Genomic DNA, 19129 nt, shown 5'->3' on the forward strand with positions numbered 1-19129 from the left:
TTATTTTTTGTTTAATATTTGAACATAATTACTAAACAAAAAATAATCGCCTTGAAATCAGTCGCTATCATTTTTGGAAAAACCTTCGGCATCTTCCTTTTCCTATGTTTATTTAGGGCGAACGTCCTAAGTGCCCAAGTAGCCGGAACACTTACAGGAGCAGTTTCCGATATTACCGGACAACCTATAATGGGAGCTTCGGTTTTTCTGAACGGTACTCAAAAAGGAACCATAACCAACGAAAACGGAACGTATATCCTAGAGGATATTCCCCCGGCATCCTACAATCTAACGGTAAGTTATTTAGGCTTTGAAACACAGACCAAGTTCAATATTTTGGTAAAATCCAAAGGCAATCCTGCTTACAACTTTAAACTTGTAGAGGCTACGGAAAATTTGGAGGAAGTGGTGGTCACTAATTCAAAAATTGGTAGGCCAAAAGAAACCCCTTTATCTACCCAAAGTTTGTCCGCCGTAGAAATAGCGACCTACCCGGGCAGTAATAACGACGTGGTGCAGGTGGCACAGACCCTTCCGGGAGTTTCTCCTTCTGTAGGGGGTTTTAGGAATGATTTGATCATTCGTGGCGGCGCACCCAACGAAACGGTTTACTACCTAGACGGTATGGAGGTGCCCAATATCAATCATTTTAGTACACAAGGAAGTGCGGGCGGACCCGTTGGGCTGTTGAATGTTTCCTTTATTGAGGATGTTACGCTATCCACTTCTGCATTTGGCGCGCAGTATGACAATCCACTGTCGGGCGTACTGCAGTTTACGCAACGTAACGGAAACGACCGTGCGTTTGGAGGTAACTTCAGGGTAAGTGCCAGTGAGGCGGCATTGACCTTGGAAGGACCCTTGTTCAAAAAAGATAACGAGCGGGCAAAAACCACATTTTTAGTATCGGCCAGAAGAAGTTATTTACAGGCCTTGTTTGCCTTGATCGGCTTACCTTTTCGCCCGGCGTATTGGGATTATCAATATAAAATAAACCATGAACTGGACGACTACAATTCCCTTACCCTACTAGGGGTCGGTGCCATAGACGACTTTACCTTGGCAGCTCCGGACGAGTTTGATTCTGGCCAACAAGCACAATTGGAACAAGCGCCTTTTATAGACCAGACCTCCAATACGATGGGTCTCACGTGGAAGAGCCGTTTTAAGGACGGCACGGGTTTTATGCAGACGACCTTGAGTAATAATAGATTGGCCAATGTTTTTACGAGGTTCGAGGATGCTGAAAACGAAACGGGTATCATTTTTAGGAACGATGCCGTAGAGTCCGAAACGAAACTGCGTTATCAGCTTACAAAATTTCATGAAGGTTGGAAGTTTTCTGGCGGATTTAACCTGCAGCATTCCTTTTATTCCAACGAAACTATCAATACAACGAACAATTTACTGTTCAATACGGAGATAGATTTTATAAAGTATGGGCTCTTTGCAAATACCACCAAGTCGTTTTTTGAGAACAAATTAGATGTGTCCTTCGGTGTACGAACCGATGCGGACAGTTTTACGGAAGGCAATAGCCTGGCAAGCACGCTTTCCCCTAGGTTGGGACTTTCGTACGAGTTCCAAAAGAATTGGAAACTCAATGGCTCGTTGGGGCGCTATTTCAAAATTCCGCCTTATACCATGCTCGGTTTTCGGAACAACGATTTGGCTTTGGTCAACCGCGATTTAAAATACACTAGGAGCGATCATTATGTGTTTGGGTTACAGCATATTTTAGGCCCTGCGGCAAGTATCTCTGTAGAGGCGTTTTATAAAGATTACGATGATTATCCGGTATCGGTTTTGGATGGTGTTTCCATAGCGAACAAAGGCGGCGGTTTTGAGGTGCTTGGCAACGAGGAGGTAGCCTCTGTAGGTCGTGGGCGCACCTATGGGACCGAGCTGCAATTTCAACAAAAACTAACGAACAATTTTTACGGCATCTTTTCCTACACCTATTTCTTTAGTGAGTTCACAGGCTTTGACAGAAACGTATTTTTACCCTCGGTATGGGACAGTCGTCATTTAGTTTCCTTCGTTGGAGGGTATAAACTAAAACGCAATTGGGAACTAAGCGCGCGATATCGTTTTGCAGGGCGCACCCCATTTGTGCCAACGGATTTGGAAAGAACCCTAGAGACCTATCCCGATATTGTGCTAGACTATTCACGATTGGGAGAAGAAGACCTTGCTGTTTTCAGTCAGTTGGATATTCGAATCGATAAAAAATGGAACTTTAAAAAACTATCCTTGAACGTGTTCTTCGAGGTACAGAACACCCTGTCGCAGAACAATCCACAACCGCCGGAATTTGGTCTCAATAGAGATGATATGGGGGCTGTAATCAACCCCAGAAGTCTTGCTGAAATTCCGCAGGACGATGGGCAGTTTATTCCCAGTATTGGATTGGTGGTCGATTTTTAGCGAAAAAAGGGAGTACTAAGGTATAGCAGGTTCGGGAATTCTTCAATAGTGCCTACTACCTACTCGCCATCAATTTGGCTACGTATTTTCCGATAACGTCGAACTCAAGATTTACTATTGTCCCTGGTTTATAGGTATTGAATCTGGTGTTTTCATAGGTATAGGGAATAATGGCCACCTGAAACGTGTTCAAACCAGAATTAACAACGGTTAAGCTGGTGCCATCAATGGTAATAGACCCTTTTTCAATGGTAGGGTTGCCTTTGGCAGCATCGTAGGTAAAGGAAAAGAACCAGCTTCCGTCTTTTTCTTCGACATGGGTACAGGTGCCTGTTTGGTCTACATGGCCTTGCACGATATGACCATCGAGTCTAGAACCAAGAATCATAGCGCGTTCCAAGTTTACCTTATGACCAACTTGTAAGGTTTCCAAGTTTGTTTTTTGCAGGGTTTCGTTTATAGCGGTGACGGTATAGGTATCACCGTCTAACGAAACAACGGTTAAACAAACACCGTTATGGGCCACACTTTGGTCAATCTTTAGTTCAGGTGTAATGCTAGATTTTATGGTGATATCCAGATTAGAGCCTTTAGTATCTAGACGAACGACCTCTCCTAAGGTTTCAATTATACCGGTAAACATGTATCGTTTTTATTAAGTAATTTTGCGCTTTATCGGAAATATCCGAACGGTCTAAATAATACTGATGACGTTGCCTTCCTATTGCTGGGAAAAGCCATTTCAGGATTTTTAGATCAGACTACAAAGGTAAAGATTATCATGAAGGAAAATAGGAAAATCAGGTTGGGGATATCGGTAGGAGATTTAAATGGTATCGGTTGTGAGGTAGCACTGAAAACATTTGAAGACAGTAGAATGTTAGATTTTTGCACCCCGGTCTTCTTTGCTTCTAACAAGACCATCTCCTATCAACTAAAAGCCTTGAATATAAATATAGTATTCAACGGGGTACAGCAAGCGGACAAGGCAATAGACGGCAAGGTCAATATTGTGAATGTTTGGAAAGAGATTCCCAATGTTAAGTTTGGAGAAGCGACGGAGGAAGCAGGAAGTTTTGCGATTAAATCATTAAAAGCTGCAGTAGAAGCACTTAAAGAAGGCGCCATAGATGTACTTGTAACAGCTCCTATCAACAAGAACAATATTCAATCGGATGAATTTAATTTCCCGGGTCACACAGACTATTTGGCGCAAGAGCTAGAAGGAGAGAGCCTTATGTTCATGGTAACGGACAGTCTTAAGGTGGGTCTGCTAACGGACCACGTGGCGGTCAAGGATGTTTCCTCGGCAATAATTCCAAGGCTTATAAGGGATAAGGTAAATACGATAGAAAAATCCTTGATTATGGATTTTGGAATTCGAAAGCCGCGGATCGCTTTACTAGGCATTAATCCGCATAGTGGCGACAATGGCGTCATTGGTAAGGAGGATGATGAAGTGTTAAGACCTGTAATACGGGAAATGGCCAACAACGGGCATTTGGTCTACGGACCTTATTCTGCCGATAGTTTTTTCGGCTCCGATAGTTATAAAAAGTTTGACGCTATTTTGGCAGCTTATCATGACCAAGGGCTTATACCGTTTAAAACGCTGTCCTTTGGACAAGGGGTTAATTTTACCGCCGGTCTAAGCGCTGTGAGGACATCTCCGGACCATGGAACGGCTTACGAGATTGCAGGGAAAGGCCAAGCGGACCATAGCTCCTTCAAGGAAGCTGTATTTACGGGCCTACAAATTTTTAGGAACAGAACAGAGTACAAAGAGCTCACCAGTAACGTGCTGAAGAAGCAGCGTGTAAAACGATAATCCCCTAGTACTTATACCATAAAAGTTATGAAGATAAATAGTTGATAACTATTGGCTTTTATCAAAATAATAGTATCTTTGCACCCGCCTTTATGGCAATGAATTTTATAATTAAGTGTTGAGGTAATGAAGCAAAAGGAGTTTAACATTCCTTTCTCAGGGTTAAAGCAAGGAAAGCACAACTTTAATTTTGAAATTGACAATACGTTCTTTGATTCTTTTGGATACGATGATTTTAATAGCGCTAACATTCAGTTAAATGTTGTCTTGAACAAGATGACCACGATAATGGAGTTAGATTTTAAAGCGTCTGGTTACGTTAATGTGAATTGTGATATTACCAGTGAACCTTACGATCAGGAAATTACATCGGCGTTGGAGCTAGTGGTCAAGTTTGGTGAGGAGTATAATGACGAGGATGATGAAATATTGATTCTACCCCACGGGGAGCATCAATTGAATATTTCACAATATGCCTACGAAATGCTGGTACTTTCAGTACCCCAGAAAAGGGTACACCCGGGAATTGAGGACGGTACGTTACAATCAGAGGTCTTGGACAAACTTCAAGAACTTCAGCCAAAGGAAAAAAGAAACGATAAGGAAGAAAATGATCCCCGATGGGACGAATTGAAAAAACTATTAACGGATAAATAAAGTTTTATAATGGCACATCCTAAAAGAAAAATTTCCAAAACTAGGAGAGACAAGAGAAGAACGCACTACAAGGCAGTTGCCCCAACTTTGGCTACTGATTCTACAACAGGTGAAATGCACTTGTACCATAGAGCGCACTGGCACGAAGGAAAATTATATTATAGAGGCCAAGTTTTAGTTGACAAGACCGAAGAGGCGGAAGCTTAAATTCCACTTCTTTTTACATATAACTCCCACCTCAGTATGAGGTAGGGAGTTTTTTTTCGTTTTAAGGTCAATTTCATTTTCAGGTCCTTAGTATTATTATTTAAGAACCTTAAAGGTTTTTTAAATGCCAATTTTTTAAAAACAGGCTATTTTTAATTAAAAAGTCGATGAAAATCATTAATTTTCACAACTTTTGACGTGTTTTTGAACGTTTTTTACACAAAAGCAATTAAAATATGACCAAAATATCAGCAGCTATTACCGCTGTGGGTGGCTATGTTCCCCAATTCATCCTAACCAATAAAATGCTCGAGGGCATGGTAGACACTAATGACGAGTGGATTACCAGTAGGACAGGAATCAAAGAAAGAAGAATCTTAAAACCTGAGGAGGGTCAAGGAACATCATACTTGGCAATCAAGGCCGCTCAACAACTTTTGGAAAAAGGAAACGTTAATCCGGAGGAAATAGATTTGGTCGTTGTGGCCACAGCTACTCCAGATAGTATGGTTGCCTCTACCGCTGCTTTTGTAGCTTCGGAAATAGGAGCTACCAACGCCTTTGCCTATGATTTATTAGCGGCATGTTCAAGTTTTCTTTTCGGGATGTCTTCCGTAGCGAGCCAAATAGAATCTGGTCGGTACAAGAAGGTTTTACTAATTGGAGCAGATAAGATGTCCTCTATTTTAGATTATACCGATCGCACTACCTGTATTATATTCGGGGACGGTGCCGGAGCCGTACTTTTTGAACCCAATGAAGAAGGTCTAGGGCTACAAGATGAGTATTTAAGGGCAGACGGTGCTGGACGCCAATTTTTAGGCATGGAAGGCGGCGGTTCCATAATGCCAGCTACCATTGAGAGCGTTAAGGCTAGAAAGCATTATATATTTCAGGACGGTAAAACGGTTTTCAAATTTGCGGTATCCAACATGGCAGATGTTGCCGAGAAAATCATGACCAGAAATAAACTGACCGATGATGACGTATCTTGGTTAGTGCCACACCAAGCGAACAAAAGAATTATTGATGCCACTGCAAAAAGAATGGGATTGGATCATTCCAAGGTAATGATGAACATTCAGCGTTATGGCAATACAACCTCAGCTACGTTACCGTTATTATTGAGCGATTATGAAAAACAGCTCAAAAAAGGAGATAATCTTGTCTTCGCTGCTTTTGGTGGCGGATTCACTTGGGGTTCTATCTATTTAAAATGGGCATACAATTAATTAAACCACCACTAAAAACACATTTGAAACTATGGATATCAAAGAAATTCAAAGCCTCATTAAGTTTGTCGCAAAATCAGGAGCCAGTGAGGTAAAACTGGAAACGGATGATTTAAAGATTACGATACGCACCGGAGGTCACGGTGCTACCGAAACTACGTATGTGCAATCCATCCCAATGGCCCAGGCACCTATGGCACCTGCCGTCCCTGCTGCGCCAGCTGTAGCGGAAACGCCTGCTGCGCCGCCAGCCGCTGCACAGGAAGAAGCGTCGGAAGAAGCTAAATATATTACGATAAAATCACCGATCATCGGAACTTTTTATAGAAAGCCATCTCCAGATAAGCCAGTTTTTGTTGAGGTAGGAGATACAATTTCTTCCGGTGACGTACTTTGTGTTATCGAAGCAATGAAATTGTTCAACGATATAGAGTCGGAAATTTCAGGAAAAATAGTCAAAGTATTGGTAGACGATTCGTCTCCGGTGGAATTTGATCAGCCACTATTTCTAGTAGACCCATCATAATCTTAAGTTTAGAAGTTTGAAGCGCCATGTTTAATGGGAGGCCATTAAATAAAAGGAACTACGAAACCATAAACTCTTAAACTAAAAAGCATATGTTCAAAAAAATACTAATAGCGAATAGGGGAGAAATTGCACTCCGTGTTATTCGTACCTGCAAGGAAATGGGAATTAAGACCGTAGCGGTCTACTCCAAGGCAGACGAAGAAAGTCTTCACGTACGTTTTGCAGATGAGGCCGTTTGTATAGGGCCTGCCGCGAGTAGCGAATCGTATTTGAAAATACCCAATATAATCGCCGCGGCAGAAATCACGAATGCAGATGCCATACATCCGGGTTATGGCTTTCTCTCTGAAAACTCCAAGTTTTCAAAAATTTGTGCGGAGCACGAAATCAAGTTTATTGGTGCCTCTGGTGAACAAATTGACCGTATGGGAGATAAGGCCACGGCCAAAGCTACGATGAAGGAAGCGGGAGTTCCTTGTGTGCCAGGTTCGGAAGGATTATTGAAGGACGTGGCCGATGCTAAGAAGACGGCTAAAAAAATGGGTTATCCCGTGATGATAAAAGCAACTGCCGGCGGTGGAGGTAAAGGAATGCGCGCCGTTTGGAAAGAAGAGGAGATGGAAGAGCTTTTTGAAAGTGCGGTACAAGAATCTACAGCTGCTTTCGGTAATGGAGGTATGTACATGGAAAAACTTATTGAGGAACCACGCCACATAGAAATTCAGGTGGTAGGTGATCAGTATGGTAAAGCATGTCATTTATCCGAAAGAGACTGTTCCGTGCAGCGCAGGCATCAAAAACTTACGGAGGAAACACCTTCCCCATTTATGACGGACAAGTTACGGGACGCTATGGGTAAAGCTGCGGTCAAAGCCGCCGAATATATTAAATACGAAGGCGCTGGTACTGTTGAGTTTTTAGTGGATAAGCACCGAAAGTTTTATTTCATGGAGATGAATACCCGTATTCAGGTAGAGCACCCTATAACGGAGCAGGTAATCGATTACGATTTAATTCGCGAGCAGATATTGGTAGCGGCCGGTGTACCGATTTCAGGTAAAAATTATATACCAAAACTACATTCTATCGAGTGTAGAATAAATGCAGAAGACCCCTACAATAATTTTAGGCCTTCACCAGGAAAGATTACCACGTTGCATACCCCGGGAGGTCATGGGGTACGCATGGATACACATGTGTATAGTGGTTACAGTATTCCGCCAAACTATGACTCCATGATCGCTAAGTTGATTACTACTGCCCAAACAAGGGAAGAGGCCATCAATAAAATGAAAAGAGCTTTGGACGAGTTTGTCATAGAAGGTATAAAAACTACCATTCCCTTCCATAGACAGTTAATGGACCATCCGGATTACTTGGCAGGAAATTATACTACAGCCTTTATGAACGATTGGGTTATGGATCCAGAAACAAAGAGCAACTAAGTATCGACTCCGGCCATATGGTCGGAGTTTTTTTATGGTTTTCTCTATACTATTGCTTAGGTTAATTACAATGAGAAAGTCCCCAAGGCTAACTGAAAAACATTATTGATTTCGATTATTTAATAAAACGGCAATAGTATACAGCCAGGCTTTCCGCTGTATCTTTTTTGTACAAAATAAAAGCGAGGCACAAAAAAGGATGCCACTACAATCCCTAAAACAAAATGGAATCTGTGCTTTAATTTATCACTTGCGTACCCTTATATTTGAGTATCTTGGATAAAGCTAGAGATGTTAAAATGAAATACTGGACCATACTCACCTTAATAATCTTAACCACATCCTGCCTTAATAAAATGAGCATGCAGCGTATCCCTTACACTAAAGAACTGAAAAAGGTAAATTATTCAGATATTCATTTTAATTCCATTTCCTTGTCCCAGCTACCAGGGCCCTATTACAAAGACTATTCCCACCATAAAAACGCTACAGCAAGAAATTACAAGTCGTATGACACCATGGGTTTTAGGGATACCTTATTGGAAAAATTAGCCCATCATTTAGGAGATAGCGTACTTAAACTATTTTTCTTAACGCCAAAGGCGCAAGGGCTTCCTTACAAAGGGTTCGCTTATGTATCCAATAAGCATATAGTCCCAATGCATTTTGAGGATGGTGGTAATTTTGCGCTATGGATGGATATTATCTTTAAAAAGCAATACGAAAGACTAGCAGAATATAAAGAGAACGGTCAGTTTAAAAAGCAACCAGAACTAAATCCCGATCCGCAGTTTATGCTCATCTTAGGAAAAGGACAATTTTCTCAAAAATGGGTAAATTCTGGAATGTTAATAGATGAAAGACCCTACGAGAATATGGGGGCCTATCTCTATAAAAATGCGCCTCAACAATATAACGAAGTAAAGATTACCAAGGAAAAACAACGCTATATTCAAAAGTATAGTAACACGTCGGGGGCAGATCTAGATGCGGGAAGTTTAAAGAAAACCTTTGCCGAATATATCGGTCAAAGAAACTTGAAGCCAAACCCACCAAAAAATAATCAGAGTGTTTTTAAGGAATTTGAATCCTTAGCAAACTATACGTTTCCAAAAGAGCTAAAAGTGCTGTTTGAATTACACGGGGGAATCGAAAACACGGGGTTTTTAACCGCTGAAGAAATAGTACAGGAATGGAAGAACTGGAAAATAATCTACAATGACCCCAATTGGATGCTTGCGGATTTAACCGGAAATAATCATCCCGATGGGAGAAAAACTATTGGCATTTATACCAACCCCTATTGGGTTCCTTTTTACAGTACCGGAGGCGGTAATTTTATCGCCATAGACTATGCGCCTGGGAGTAAAGGAACATCCGGACAGATCATTGCTTTCGGAGAAGATGAAACCAGAATTCGGTTGATAGCGGATAATATGTTAGATTTTCTAGAGCAATTAAAGCAGGACGATGAGGTATTGCGTAATGGATTTGATAAATAACGTTATCGTATCTCAAATAAGAATTAGCTATCTGCGCCTTCGCTAGCTCTGCGCCTTGTCTCCTTATATCAGCTCAGTACAGTGAGGTTTTTTATTCTTTTTCTATCACCATGGGCGGTTCCATCTCTTCCCAGTCTTTACTGATAGCATTCAGCAATATAGAAAAGTCATCCTGGTCAATGAGGTTACTTTGACGATTTGGGAACAATGTTTCCATAGGAATACGGTGATTGGTAGCTATGGTAAACGTATAGTAAGTGGTAAGTAGCTTGTCCTTGCTATCCACTTGGGGAACATCTAAAATAACGGCATCACCAAAGGTACTGGCGTAATCGGGAACTATCCAAGGACGACTAGACTTTAGCACATCAACATCGCGCTTCAACGTTATCGCAACGTGGGGTATTCGTTTTTTGTTCGTGTACCATTGGTTATGAATAGCGTTGTAAGCATCATACGTCTCCTGTGCGGTTTTCACCACATCTAGACTATCTAGAGTAGCTGAGATGAGCTTTGTCGCTGTTTCGTTAAAAGATCCTTTGGTGCGCAAGGTTTTCATGCCTACATGAATACCAAGTAGGTTAGAATAGACATCCTCTACCGAAAAGCTGGAGAATTTTTCGGGCATAAAGGGCAGGGTGGATGCCCCGTACCAGGTAGAAATTTCATGCCATAGGGAAAAGTCGTACGCAATTTTCCCCGCTAGTAAAATACAATCATCAGCATCCAACGTTGTAGGAATGTTCAAGTGTAAAGTCTTACGCCCGGCCTCCTTACGTAAGGGTATGGCTAAATCACCTTTTCCTTTACTTTCTAGAATTAGGGTGTGCAAATAACGGGTCCAATCTATCTGATCTCTTAGGTGGCCTACATCAATAAAACCACCTCTACGGGTGTAAATAGTGCCCGTGCCCTCGCTTTTTTTACTCATGTAATGGTGGTCTTCCAATTCAGCTATGCTAATGACCTGATCAATTTTTACAAAGGGTACACCCCACAATTTTAAATCATAGCCAAAAGCACAACAGGCCCTTATAATGCGTGGAGGAATCTTATTTAGATTTACGAAGTCATCCGTCTTAGTTTGAGCATTGGCCGCCAATGGCCTTGAAGCAAACCCAACGAGCAATATTAGATTTAAGCATATTGGTCCTATTTTGTACAAGTAAGGCTTCATACGAATAGCAATAGCCTATTTTAGATTATGACGCTTCAACAAATCCGGGTAGAGTTCATCTTCAACCCACATAAAGTTTGGAAATATCCGAATGATTTTCTCATAACATAATTTGGCCAATTGAATTTGGTCGGTTGCTTCGTAGGCTTGACCTAGGGCCGTCATGGTGTTAATGTACATCCAATTATTGACCACCAACCCCTGTTTTTCAAAACTTTCTACCGCCTTAATGTAATAGTCAATTGCTTCGGCTTTATCACCTCCAAATGCAGACGGGCGGTAGTACATGGAGTTGCCCTTCTCAATATTTCCCTGAATATTTTCCGGGTCTAACTCTAAGGATCTGTTAATGAATTTCATACTTCTAGGGCCTAGATATATTGCCTTTAGTTTTGTGATGCCGATAGTAAAAGCAATATAAGCTCCTTTATAGGCCAAAAGGGTAGCATTTTCTGGGGAATCTTCTAGTAGAGCCTCAATGATATCCTCCGATTTTTCAATATAACGTTCTGCCGTATCATATTTTTCAGCGCCTATCAGCCAAGCCGTGTAACCGTAATAATAACTGAGTAGCTCTAATTGTTGGGCTACATTACCCGGGTTTACATTTTTCTCACAAGTCTCCATTATTGCATACCACTTGTCCATTTTCCCACGGGAATAGGCCTTGTAAATGGAATCGCGATAAGCGTTTTGAGACAAACCCCATTGCGATGAAAGCAACAAAGTCAACATCACCAGCCCTAGTCTTGCAATATGTTGCGACCTTTCCATAGTATTTTTCGCTGTTTATTATTTATAAGTCCTTTAATTATAATGAAAAGAAACACCAGATGTTGGGGTATGGCCAATAAAATGTTTTGAACTACAGGTTGTTTGCTGGCCAAACTTACAAATAATCGAATGGATAGTGTACCCACTACATAGGCAACAAGCCATCCTGCGCCCAGATAAAAATAGATTAAAAATGGCCCTAAAGTGGTTACCAGTCCAAAACAGACAGTGACCAATTTGCTGTCTCCAAAGAACTGAAAGATGTTTTTGGTGAAACCTACAATGGCGGTATCTAGGCTACCGTACATTCGGCAAGAAATATCGTTATCCCCTAAGCGCGTATCGCTCGCAAGGCCTTTTTCTTTGAACATTCTTATAATAGCAATATCCTCTACTCTATGGGACTTAAAACTTTCGTGTGGCCATAAGGTTTTATAGGTGTTAGCTTTAAACATCATAAACTGTCCGTTTGCGGCCGAAAAGATGACGCTCTTGGATTTTCGAATAAGAAAAAGCGGAAGTAAGCTTAGTAAAATATAGTTCAAAAGCGGTACCGAAATCTTTTCTCCAAAAGATTTGAAAATTTGCCTTGGGAATATCGATAACAGATGCAACTTGTGCTTTTGAAGGTGACTTATACTACGTTCAATGATATCTTTGTTTACACTTACGTCTGCGTCCAAAAAGAGTAGGATATCTCCTTTAGCTTGCCCTGCGAGCTGGTGGCACGCATAATTCTTTCCCAGCCAACCTTGTGGAAGTTCTACTCCGTTCATTATCTTAATTGGGGCTTGCTTTGCAATCCATTGGGTGACGATACTTTCTGTATTATCGGTGGAATGGTCGTTATAGACGATAATTTCTAGCTTACCGTATTTTAGTTGTGATAGCTGTTTTAGTAGCACCCCAATGTTTTCCTCTTCATTCCGGGCAGGTATTAGTATGGAAACGAAAGGCGCTCCCGTTACGTTGGCCACAACGGGTAAATAAGCGAACGAAAAATAGTTCGTAGCGGCGATTAATAACCGTACAATTACTAGGCTTATCATAAAAACACACAGGAACATTATCATGCGGCACCTTGTTTTAGGAAACAGGTTTTAGCAAAGTCATTGAAAGCACGTTCTACAGCTTCCGCCGTGGTATCCGCATCTACTGTTTGGGTTTCATAGTAAACGTGGATATCTGGCCTAAGCTTTGTTCCGTAATGAATGAGGTTTACGTTGAACACCAATTGAAAATCGTTCTTGGCATTATCCAGAATATGGGAAAGTAGGCCCTTTTCAAATTTAAATTCACGCGTGTAAATACTGTTAATTTTCCCCTGCGGAAAAAACAGAAAAAGATTCTCTTTGTCTTCTAATAACTCAACAGCATAATCTAGACTGGCAAGGCTAGAACGTTTCCCTTTGCTGATGGAACATGCGCCAATTTTAGTTAAGATCATATTTTTACGCAGCTCTTTTTCTAACATCATAAAATGGAACTTCCGCTTAAAAACCTTAAGATTCAACAAGATTTGAATAAAGCCATCATAGAAAGAGAAATGGTTACCGATTAAGAGCATGGGGAGTCCTTTGTCTTCGTAATGTCCTATATACTTAATGCTGCTGAAAAAAAAGCCGATTAATACCTTTGTATAGTATTTGGAGAATTTTACAACGAAATTATTATGATTGGCTCGTATCATACTTTAATATTCGTTATAGATAGCGATAATTACAAAAAAGCCGATTTGTATAAAGAACAACCAGCGAGCAGGTCTATTCTGCGTATCGATATTGAATTTTTGAACGGCCCAATTAAACACCAAGGCCATCAGAAACCAGACAACGTAGTTACTTACTGGTGGATCGTTTCTGGAAAACGACCACATATCCATTAAAGGCGCAACTTTTTCAAGTAAAATATCATAAAGTACCATGAGTAAGGCAGCACCTACGATAACAGGAATGTTCTTGGAGGTATATTTAGATACAATACTGTTGGAAGCGTAGGTTAAGAAGGTCCAATTAAGACCAATTATCAAGGGCACATCGGCAATTTTAAAACCTAGTCCCTCACCATAGACATAGGTGCCGAATAATTTACCAGTGGCCACCCCGATAACTTCAGTTATAAAACTCAATAGGAAAATACCTGCTAAAACCGAGACTACTTTCGGACTCCATTCCTTATGATGGGAAAAGATGGCCACAGCTACCAAGACCAGGGTGTACGGCGTAATTTGTATAAAAAGATTATGGGTTGGCGGTGTCAGGTACAATGCCAGGCCAACACTGTAGAATACTATAAAAGTAATCGGAAGCCCTTCTTGTATCAAGTATGTGAGTGTCCGACTCATTTAGATTTCGTTTCAAAGATATGCGTTAATGCCAAAGGCAATAGAAGCAAAGAAAAATTATAGAACATATCCTCGAAAGGAATGGAAAAAATATGAATTCCCAAAATCACTTCCGGGTTATAGTCAAACACGGCTTGTTCAATTCCTGTTCCAGTTAATATGCCGTTTATGATAAAAAACGGGATAAGCAATATGGGATATATCGCTAGATAATGTTGAACAACGTTTCTTGCAAAGTAATAGCTGAATAAAAGAACGGCAGGCAGAACAAGGAAGACAACCAATGTGTAGGTCAGATTCGTATGGAGCAGTGCGGTTATGACTGAAAAAATGGAGATTGTTAGCGTTAAAATTTTTGTCCACAGGAGACTAAACTTGAAATTAGGAAAATGAAAGCGAATGGCATAGAACGAAAACGCACAGGCATAAGGGATGACTATGAAGAAAAGGTATTCTTCCAAAGGTAATTTATTGATATAAATCCCGGAATTATAGATGGGATTAAAGAACCAATAACCCAAATGGGTAAAGATGATGTCCCAAACCACAAAAATCAACAGTGTTATTAAAATAGCGGGAATCAGGTATTTCCAACGCCTGTAAAGTCTAAGATTTTTCTCAAAACTTAAAGCTAGAGGTCCGGCAAGTGAAATAAGAAGTATGATTAAATAGAGCGACATAGTTTGTTGTTTTCTTTTCCCTATGCCAGTGAAAATTTAATATTATCGTGGGTAGACATTAGCACTCGTTGTTTAAGAAATTAGACGTCTGGATTCGCTGGATGCGTATTTTCTTTACAGGGGGTAAAGCTTACCTTGGAATCCTCGTTACCGTCCTGTGCGAAAGTAGTAATCTTTTTCAAAATCGCCTATTTTTTTGAGCCTGTGATTTACCCGATAGGCAGTTACATTAGGTATAGGCGAAAGCACCTTTACTATTAAATCGAAATAAAAAAAGTATCTTAAGCTTTTAATTTTTTGGACGTGTTTTTTATGAGGTGAGCTCATTAAATAAGGTCTTAAAAACGCTAGGTAGAACGGATAACAACTGAAAATTAAACTACTGTAACAATGAAATTCTCCATTATCATATGTTTACTCTCTTCTATGACATGGGCACAGCAGTTCCATACCGAGTTTGCGTATGAAAATAAGAACATCACTATTCAGAACAGCTACCCAAAAGGAGGACAAAAATATATAGCATCGGATGGGAAACCCTATACTTTCGTGATTTTTTGGTCGCGAATAACCAATAAGACGAATCGTAAATTAAAATTAGCGCTTCATCTGCCAAATGATGCGTTCACAATACCTTCGTCGCCACAAGTAAACTTCTATTTTTATGTGCCTAATCTGGAAATGACCTTTGAAAACGAATCCTTATCCAATTACGGATTGGATTTGGAATCCTATTTAAATGAAAACTGGAAATCCCCTTCTAACAAGGTAAAAACTATACTGCCAAGGGAGTCTTTTCTTTTTTATCATGTAGCGCTATCGGATAAGGGCGTAAATGGTGTTGTCCGAGCTGGCTTTGAGTTACAGGAAAATACGCTTTTCTATAAAATCAACGACCTTGAAATTAATTGTGGGGACATTAAATTCCTAGATTAAAATAAGAAAGGATAAGAAGGTTTAATTCGTTAGAGGATTTGTTAAAGAATGAAATACATAATTTCGTAGGATGAACCTTAGCTACTGGGAGCGTAAATCTTGGATTTCGAATACCGACTTTACCATTGTGGGCAGTGGTATCGTTGGATTAAATTGTGCATTAGAACTTAGAGCACGCTATCCAAAGGCTAAAATTTTAGTTTTGGAAAAAGGAATTTTGCCTCAAGGGGCAAGTACAAAAAATGCAGGTTTTGCATGTTTTGGGAGTATTTCGGAAATCTTAGCTGATTTAAGAACACATTCGGAAGAGGAGTTGGCAGCTTTGGTTTCAGATAGGTGGAACGGTATACATTCGCTGAGAAAACTATTAGGAGATAAGGCAATAGGGTACGAACAACATGGGGGTCATGAACTATTTTTAAAGCAAGATGCTAAAAGCTATCAGCACTGTATGGAGAATATCGGTAAGGCAAATGAGCTTTTGGCACCAATTTTTAAAGAAACTGTTTTTAGAGTATCTGAGAATAGTTTTGGATTCAATGGCATACAGCGGCAGTACATTTCCCATGCCTTAGAGAGCCAGATAGATACGGGGAAGATGATGCTATCTCTGGTAGGTCTTGCTCAGAAATCCAATATTCAGGTATTGAATTCAATTATCGTAGAAGACTTCGTGGAAAATGGTCAAGGAGTATCCGTTAAAACGAACCTATTTGAGTTTAATACAAAAAAATTACTTATCGCCACCAATGGTTTTGCGAATAGTCTTCTAGAGGAAAACGTATTGCCTGCTAGAGCGCAAATCATTATTACAGCACCAATAAAGAATCTTTCTATTGAAGGCACTTTCCATTTGCAGGAGGGATATTATTATTTCCGGAATATTGACAATAGAATTTTACTGGGAGGAGGTAGAAATCTGGATTTTAAAGCAGAGGAAACAACTCAATTCGGAAACACACCATTAGTACTCAATAAATTGGAAGAACTTTTAAGAACAGTCATACTTCCTAATACTCCGTTTGAAATAGCACAGCAATGGAGCGGTATTATGGGAGTGGGTTCCCAAAAGAAACCCATTGTGAGGCAAATAGGTGCTAATACCGCTTGCGGAATACGTTTAGGAGGCATGGGCATTGCCATAGGGACTACTACAGGCAGGCAACTAGCGCATATTTTCTAGGAAGTTTAAGTCCGTTCATCCGTTTTATGGTATTCTTGTCTAGAAGTGCTGCGAGCTTTAATAATTCTTTATATATTGCCTGTCCTACAAAAGATAGAATAATTACACCCAAACCTTATTAGCAGAGCTTCCTACAGCCTATTCTATTCAATTCATAGAACATAGTTGAATACTGTATGAAGAAAAATTATATCATGTGGACAGGGGGCGTTACCGTTAGTCTTCTTTTTTTAAGCTGCGGGGTAACGCAGAGCAAATACCAAAAGGAGTATAATAGGGTCTGGAAAGAGATGATTCAGTCCCAGGCATGGAAAGATTCTTTCAAAAATTCTTCAGGGAATGAAAATGCCGTGCTTTACGCTAGTACCGAGGATAATATTATAGCCCCAGAGGAAACAGAGGTCGCTAATTATGAAGCCTTGTTTGAAAAGCGTTACCAGTCCCTTGTCTCTAGAGCATATTTTAAGATTATTACCGAAGCAGAGAAAGCGGATGCACGCATCGCCGCCCAATATAAGTTGGTCACAGAAAACGTTGCCGAAAAAGAATCATCGAGTAAGTCCTTCAAAATTAAAAAGGAGGCTATTTCAAAAAGGTTTAAAGCCCACAGGGCCATGCTAGAAGGTCTAAAGTCATGGAACATTTTCAGTGAGGACAGAACAGGAGACCTTTCTTATTTTAAGGCAGAGAACAGGTCGGATATTAAAAGATTGATGACCAATGGTGAGGACAGCGAAAAAATGGTTAATTTCTTGGTCTATAAATTGGCAGACCTCTACCACGTTGAAGAATAAAATACCACTTCTAGAACTAAAACAACAAGCTTTTAATCATTGTCATGACTTTGTTAAGGGTCGCTTAGAGAGGTTGCAGCATCAGATGAAGGAAATTGAGACAGCGCTTACTTCCGAGACAAAGAGTAGTGCCGGGGACAAGCACGAGACTGGCCGGGCCATGTTGCAGTTAGAGCGTGAGAAGTTGGGAACACAGCTTGCCGAGGCAGAACAAATGCACGGAACATTACAAAAAGTGGCTACCACTACAGAACATAATCGTGCGGGTTTGGGCGCTGTTGTTGTCACGGATAAACAGTCGTACTACATTGCTATTTCTGCCGGAGCGCTCACGTACAAAGAGGTATCACTATTTTGTATTTCTCCAGGCACTCCCATTGGTAAACTGCTGTTGGGCAAACAAACGGGAGACACGATTCAGTTCAATCAAAGTACATCCACGATACTCAATATCAGGTAACTACTATTTTATTTTAACGTTATTTTGGTCTAAAAAGCGATGGACATTTCCTATATTGAATGGAATTAATCAATAAAAACAGATAATCATGACAACACAAGATGTAGCCAACAAATTAGTTCGTCTGTGCCGTGAAGGCAAATATGACGAGGCGTATGATATGTATGCAGATGATGCCGTAAGCATTGAAATGCATAATTGGTCCATGGGTGAGCAAGTGACAAAAGGCAAGGCTAATATTTTAGAAGGATTTAAACAATGGTCCGATAATATTGAGGAAATGCATGGAGGCGATGTTGGAGAACCAACAGTTGCGGCAAATCATTTTGTAGTGCCCATGAGTAGTGATGTTACCTTTAAGCAGGGCGGTCGCGTAAAAATGGATGAACTATGTGTTTACGAGGTGGCCAATGGTAAAATACAACGCGCTCAGTTTTTCTACGATACGGAGAACATGTAAAAAGGTGCGTAATTAATCTAATCTTGGTTTGGAGCGGTTAACTTTTTTAAGTGCCGCTCTCTTTTTTGCCTGTAGTCGCTTTTCAATAGCACCTTTGGAGGGTTTGGTACGCTTTCTCTTTTTAGGCACTAGCAATGCTCTTTTTAAAAGTTCAAAAAAGCGTTTAATAACTAAATCCTTGTTTTTGTGTTGGCTACGAGATTCGTCGCACTGTAGCGTAAGTACGTTCTCTTTAGAAAGTTTTGATTTGAGTTTAAAAAAAAGACGATTCTTCTCCGCTTCCGATAGCCCTTTAGAATGGGCGATATCAAAAACCAATTCAACTTTAGAAGAGACTTTATTGGCATGCTGGCCGCCAGGGCCACTACTGCGAATAGCCTTAAATTGCAGTTCTTGTAAGATGCTACTATTGTCCAATACGGTTTGTCTTGTAGCAAAAGTAGGAAATCACTAGGTGACCTTACTTGTGATGGTGTCTATTATACTGTCTATTT

At 40.4% G+C, this 19129-nt stretch carries 21 protein-coding genes; 13 read left to right on the plus strand and 8 right to left on the minus strand.

What is annotated here, in order from left to right:
- The first annotated feature begins 51 nt into the window (after positions 1–51).
- On the plus strand, positions 52–2427 hold the full coding sequence (locus EJ994_RS13650; protein WP_206507142.1) for a TonB-dependent receptor: 2376 nt from the start codon (positions 52–54) through the stop codon (positions 2425–2427).
- Between the two features lie 55 nt (positions 2428–2482).
- Here the strand turns inward: EJ994_RS13650 and EJ994_RS13655 are convergent, their stop codons facing one another.
- Positions 2483–3070, minus strand: coding sequence for a riboflavin synthase (locus EJ994_RS13655; protein ID WP_126592991.1), 588 nt, complete (start codon positions 3068–3070; stop codon positions 2483–2485).
- 138 nt (positions 3071–3208) lie between these two features.
- Between EJ994_RS13655 and pdxA the strand changes: the two genes are divergently transcribed.
- The 7 genes from pdxA to EJ994_RS13690 all read left to right on the plus strand — a co-directional run bounded on the left by pdxA (position 3209) and on the right by EJ994_RS13690 (position 9827).
- On the plus strand, positions 3209–4255 hold the full coding sequence (gene pdxA, locus EJ994_RS13660; protein WP_126592992.1) for a 4-hydroxythreonine-4-phosphate dehydrogenase PdxA: 1047 nt from the start codon (positions 3209–3211) through the stop codon (positions 4253–4255).
- 126 nt (positions 4256–4381) lie between these two features.
- Positions 4382–4912: a YceD family protein gene (locus EJ994_RS13665; RefSeq protein ID WP_126592993.1), complete on the plus strand. Its 531-nt coding sequence runs from the start codon at positions 4382–4384 to the stop codon at positions 4910–4912.
- 9 nt (positions 4913–4921) lie between these two features.
- On the plus strand, positions 4922–5119 hold the full coding sequence (gene rpmF, locus EJ994_RS13670; RefSeq protein ID WP_099572176.1) for a 50S ribosomal protein L32: 198 nt from the start codon (positions 4922–4924) through the stop codon (positions 5117–5119).
- 236 nt (positions 5120–5355) lie between these two features.
- Positions 5356–6351: a beta-ketoacyl-ACP synthase III gene (locus EJ994_RS13675; RefSeq protein ID WP_099572175.1), complete on the plus strand. Its 996-nt coding sequence runs from the start codon at positions 5356–5358 to the stop codon at positions 6349–6351.
- 31 nt (positions 6352–6382) lie between these two features.
- Entirely contained in the window at positions 6383–6877 is a 495-nt protein-coding gene (gene accB, locus EJ994_RS13680; protein WP_126592994.1) for an acetyl-CoA carboxylase biotin carboxyl carrier protein, read from the plus strand.
- 92 nt (positions 6878–6969) lie between these two features.
- Positions 6970–8325: an acetyl-CoA carboxylase biotin carboxylase subunit gene (gene accC / locus EJ994_RS13685; RefSeq protein WP_099572173.1), complete on the plus strand. Its 1356-nt coding sequence runs from the start codon at positions 6970–6972 to the stop codon at positions 8323–8325.
- Positions 8326–8600: 275 nt separating this feature from the next.
- Positions 8601–9827, plus strand: coding sequence for an SMI1/KNR4 family protein (locus EJ994_RS13690; protein ID WP_126592995.1), 1227 nt, complete (start codon positions 8601–8603; stop codon positions 9825–9827).
- A gap of 91 nt (positions 9828–9918) precedes the next feature.
- Here EJ994_RS13690 and EJ994_RS13695 read toward each other — a convergent pair whose 3' ends face one another.
- The 6 genes from EJ994_RS13695 to EJ994_RS13720 are packed head-to-tail and all read right to left on the minus strand — an operon-like array spanning position 9919 to position 14802.
- A complete protein-coding gene (locus EJ994_RS13695) occupies positions 9919–11004 on the minus strand; it encodes a DUF4056 domain-containing protein (RefSeq protein ID WP_126592996.1) in 1086 nt (361 codons plus the stop codon).
- A gap of 15 nt (positions 11005–11019) precedes the next feature.
- Positions 11020–11778 carry a tetratricopeptide repeat protein gene (locus EJ994_RS13700; RefSeq protein ID WP_126592997.1) on the minus strand — a complete coding sequence of 253 codons (759 nt, stop codon included), beginning with the start codon at positions 11776–11778 and terminating at the stop codon, positions 11020–11022.
- Positions 11748–12851 carry a glycosyltransferase gene (locus tag EJ994_RS13705; protein WP_126592998.1) on the minus strand — a complete coding sequence of 368 codons (1104 nt, stop codon included), beginning with the start codon at positions 12849–12851 and terminating at the stop codon, positions 11748–11750. The genes EJ994_RS13700 and EJ994_RS13705 overlap by 31 nt, the downstream gene beginning before the upstream one ends.
- Positions 12848–13468 (minus strand): 1-acyl-sn-glycerol-3-phosphate acyltransferase, encoded by a 621-nt coding sequence (locus EJ994_RS13710; protein ID WP_126592999.1) that lies wholly within the window; start codon positions 13466–13468, stop codon positions 12848–12850. Before EJ994_RS13710 ends, EJ994_RS13705 begins: the two co-directional genes overlap by 4 nt.
- Positions 13469–13471: 3 nt before the next feature.
- On the minus strand, positions 13472–14122 hold the full coding sequence (locus EJ994_RS13715; protein WP_126593000.1) for a carotenoid biosynthesis protein: 651 nt from the start codon (positions 14120–14122) through the stop codon (positions 13472–13474).
- Complete coding sequence (locus EJ994_RS13720; protein WP_126593001.1) at positions 14119–14802, minus strand: lycopene cyclase domain-containing protein; 684 nt, start codon at positions 14800–14802, stop codon at positions 14119–14121. Before EJ994_RS13720 ends, EJ994_RS13715 begins: the two co-directional genes overlap by 4 nt.
- Positions 14803–15192: 390 nt before the next feature.
- Here EJ994_RS13720 and EJ994_RS13725 point away from each other — a divergent pair, with 390 nt between their 5' ends.
- The 5 genes from EJ994_RS13725 to EJ994_RS13745 all read left to right on the plus strand — a co-directional run bounded on the left by EJ994_RS13725 (position 15193) and on the right by EJ994_RS13745 (position 18635).
- The gene (locus tag EJ994_RS13725) at positions 15193–15738 is read left to right on the plus strand and encodes a hypothetical protein (protein ID WP_126593002.1); all 546 of its coding nucleotides are present in this window, start codon (positions 15193–15195) and stop codon (positions 15736–15738) included.
- 70 nt (positions 15739–15808) lie between these two features.
- Complete coding sequence (locus tag EJ994_RS13730; protein WP_126593003.1) at positions 15809–16921, plus strand: NAD(P)/FAD-dependent oxidoreductase; 1113 nt, start codon at positions 15809–15811, stop codon at positions 16919–16921.
- A gap of 176 nt (positions 16922–17097) precedes the next feature.
- Entirely contained in the window at positions 17098–17715 is a 618-nt protein-coding gene (locus EJ994_RS13735) for a hypothetical protein (RefSeq protein ID WP_126593004.1), read from the plus strand.
- Entirely contained in the window at positions 17705–18175 is a 471-nt protein-coding gene (locus EJ994_RS13740; protein ID WP_241240790.1) for a GreA/GreB family elongation factor, read from the plus strand. Before EJ994_RS13735 ends, EJ994_RS13740 begins: the two co-directional genes overlap by 11 nt.
- Positions 18176–18263: 88 nt before the next feature.
- Entirely contained in the window at positions 18264–18635 is a 372-nt protein-coding gene (locus EJ994_RS13745; protein WP_126593005.1) for a nuclear transport factor 2 family protein, read from the plus strand.
- Positions 18636–18647: 12 nt separating this feature from the next.
- Here the strand turns inward: EJ994_RS13745 and arfB are convergent, their stop codons facing one another.
- A complete protein-coding gene (gene arfB, locus EJ994_RS13750) occupies positions 18648–19052 on the minus strand; it encodes an alternative ribosome rescue aminoacyl-tRNA hydrolase ArfB (protein ID WP_126593006.1) in 405 nt (134 codons plus the stop codon).
- Between the last annotated feature and the right edge of the window lie 77 nt (positions 19053–19129).

Origin of the sequence: Maribacter sp. MJ134 (assembly GCF_003970695.1) — a bacterium.
In the GTDB taxonomy this organism is placed as follows: domain Bacteria; phylum Bacteroidota; class Bacteroidia; order Flavobacteriales; family Flavobacteriaceae; genus Maribacter.

Excerpts from the sequence above, each read along its gene's own strand:
- EJ994_RS13655 (WP_126592991.1), bottom strand. The coding sequence starts at position 3,070 with ATGTTTACCGGTATAATTGAAACCTTAGGAGAGGTCGTTCGTCTAGAT.
- pdxA (WP_126592992.1), top strand. The coding sequence starts at position 3,209 with ATGAAGGAAAATAGGAAAATCAGGTTGGGGATATCGGTAGGAGATTTA.
- EJ994_RS13665 (WP_126592993.1), top strand. The coding sequence starts at position 4,382 with ATGAAGCAAAAGGAGTTTAACATTCCTTTCTCAGGGTTAAAGCAAGGA.
- rpmF (WP_099572176.1), top strand. The coding sequence starts at position 4,922 with ATGGCACATCCTAAAAGAAAAATTTCCAAAACTAGGAGAGACAAGAGA.
- EJ994_RS13675 (WP_099572175.1), top strand. The coding sequence starts at position 5,356 with ATGACCAAAATATCAGCAGCTATTACCGCTGTGGGTGGCTATGTTCCC.
- accB (WP_126592994.1), top strand. The coding sequence starts at position 6,383 with ATGGATATCAAAGAAATTCAAAGCCTCATTAAGTTTGTCGCAAAATCA.
- accC (WP_099572173.1), top strand. The coding sequence starts at position 6,970 with ATGTTCAAAAAAATACTAATAGCGAATAGGGGAGAAATTGCACTCCGT.
- EJ994_RS13695 (WP_126592996.1), bottom strand. The coding sequence starts at position 11,004 with ATGAAGCCTTACTTGTACAAAATAGGACCAATATGCTTAAATCTAATA.
- EJ994_RS13700 (WP_126592997.1), bottom strand. The coding sequence starts at position 11,778 with ATGGAAAGGTCGCAACATATTGCAAGACTAGGGCTGGTGATGTTGACT.
- EJ994_RS13705 (WP_126592998.1), bottom strand. The coding sequence starts at position 12,851 with ATGATAATGTTCCTGTGTGTTTTTATGATAAGCCTAGTAATTGTACGG.
- EJ994_RS13710 (WP_126592999.1), bottom strand. The coding sequence starts at position 13,468 with ATGATACGAGCCAATCATAATAATTTCGTTGTAAAATTCTCCAAATAC.
- EJ994_RS13715 (WP_126593000.1), bottom strand. The coding sequence starts at position 14,122 with ATGAGTCGGACACTCACATACTTGATACAAGAAGGGCTTCCGATTACT.
- EJ994_RS13720 (WP_126593001.1), bottom strand. The coding sequence starts at position 14,802 with ATGTCGCTCTATTTAATCATACTTCTTATTTCACTTGCCGGACCTCTA.
- EJ994_RS13725 (WP_126593002.1), top strand. The coding sequence starts at position 15,193 with ATGAAATTCTCCATTATCATATGTTTACTCTCTTCTATGACATGGGCA.
- EJ994_RS13730 (WP_126593003.1), top strand. The coding sequence starts at position 15,809 with ATGAACCTTAGCTACTGGGAGCGTAAATCTTGGATTTCGAATACCGAC.
- EJ994_RS13735 (WP_126593004.1), top strand. The coding sequence starts at position 17,098 with ATGAAGAAAAATTATATCATGTGGACAGGGGGCGTTACCGTTAGTCTT.
- EJ994_RS13745 (WP_126593005.1), top strand. The coding sequence starts at position 18,264 with ATGACAACACAAGATGTAGCCAACAAATTAGTTCGTCTGTGCCGTGAA.